This window comes from Ottowia sp., from assembly GCF_047975795.1.
Classification (GTDB): Bacteria; Pseudomonadota; Gammaproteobacteria; order Burkholderiales; family Burkholderiaceae_C; genus Ottowia.
In genome coordinates, this window is the sequence record NZ_JBKEEE010000031.1 from 1 (window position 1) to 1,527 (window position 1,527).

Genomic DNA, 1,527 nt, shown 5'->3' on the forward strand with positions numbered 1-1,527 from the left:
TGGGGCTGACGCTGGAGCCTCTGCGCGCGTTGTGCGACCAGGTGGTGCCCAAGACATCTTTCAGCGCCGCACCCATGCTGCTGCCTTTGCTGGAAACCATGGCAACGCCTGTGCCCGCGCACCGGGGGCGCGGCGGCAATGCGCGCAGCCTGCCCAAACACCTGCGCCAGCCGGAACCGGCGGCGCAAGAGCGCGCCACACTGGTGATGGCGGGCTGTGAGACGCATGTGTGCCTGCTGCAAACGGCGCTCGATCTGATGGAACAGGAGTGGGACGTCTGGGTGGTGACCGACGCCTGCAGCTCGCGCACCGAGCGCAACCGTGATGCGGCGTTCGACCGCCTGGCGGCGGCCGGGTGTGAGCTGGTGACCACCGAGATGGTGCTGTTCGAATGGCTGGAGTCGGCGGAGCACCCGGCTTTCAAGGCGGTGCAAGCCTTGCTCACGTGAGCCCGGTTTTATGAGTGTTTTTGGCGTCTGGCGCAATCAGGCCCCTCGGTAGTAGCTCTAAAATATAGAGCATTTAGGCATGACATGAAAGGTGTTGGGCAATGAACCAGGGGTGGACTCAACTTTCAGCGGCGTGGTGGCGCGAGGCGGCCGAGCTGGGCTGGGCGGCGCCGCAGGTGGTGGCGCACCGTGTGACGCGCATGATGCTCGCCGGCGCCGCACCTGAGGCGCGCGACCGGCGTGAATTCACGCGCATGGGCGCGGAAAAGCTGGCGGCGTTTCAGACGTCCTGGCAGACCATGGCTTCGCGCAGCCTGGCCTTGCAGCAGCAATGGGTGCAGCAGGCGATGGCCATGGGCTGGTCCATGGCGCTGGGCGGCGCCTGGCTGGGGCCCAGCCAGTGGTCGCGCGTGATGGCCAAACCCATGAACGACGCCTGGGCCGCCGCGCTGGATGTAAGCCTGCACGGACTGCGGCCCGTGGGCCGCAAGGCCAAGGCGAATGCCCGCCGCCTCTCGCGCACGCCGCTGGCGCGCCCCGGGCGCACGCGCAGGCGGTAGATGCGCAGGCGGTAGATGCGCAGGCGGTAGCTCCCGGGCTCCGCCCCACCCGGTGGAGTGTCAGGCTCCCGCAAGCGCGGGGCACTAGGCTGAAGAAAGTGACAGAACGTTCAAGGCGGATTGGTGTTGCAGCCGGCCCGATTGTCAGCCAAGGAGACACGCTCATGACCAACTACGACGCCTTCTACCGCCGTTCCATCGACGATCGCGACAACTTCTGGCGAGAGCAGGCGCAACTGATCGACTGGCAGACGCCGCCCCAGACCGTCTGCGACTTCTCCAACCCCCCCTTCGCACACTGGTTTCAGGGCGGCGCCACCAACCTGTGCCACAACGCCATCGACCGGCACCTGGCCGCCCGCGCTGACCAGCCGGCGCTGATTGCCGTGTCCACCGAAACCGACACGGAGCAGGTCTACAGCTTCCGGCAACTGCACCAGGAGGTGCAACGCATGGCCGCGGCGCTGAAGGCGCTGGGTGTGCAAAAGGGCGACCGGGTGCTGATCTACATGCCCATG

Annotated in this window: 3 protein-coding genes; all 3 read left to right on the top strand. The window is 66.9% G+C overall.

The features are described 5' to 3' along the window. Positions 1-449 (top strand): isochorismatase family protein (locus tag ACK5NW_RS04580; RefSeq protein ID WP_416925512.1); only part of this gene is annotated, 449 nt, incomplete at its 5' end. A 101-nt stretch (positions 450-550) separates the two neighbouring features. Next, positions 551-1,009, top strand: coding sequence for a polyhydroxyalkanoate granule-associated phasin (locus ACK5NW_RS04585; protein WP_416925514.1), 459 nt, complete (start codon positions 551-553; stop codon positions 1,007-1,009). Positions 1,010-1,173: 164 nt separating this feature from the next. Further along, a partial coding sequence (locus ACK5NW_RS04590; protein ID WP_416925516.1) for an acetyl-coenzyme A synthetase N-terminal domain-containing protein occupies positions 1,174-1,527 on the top strand: 354 nt, incomplete at its 3' end.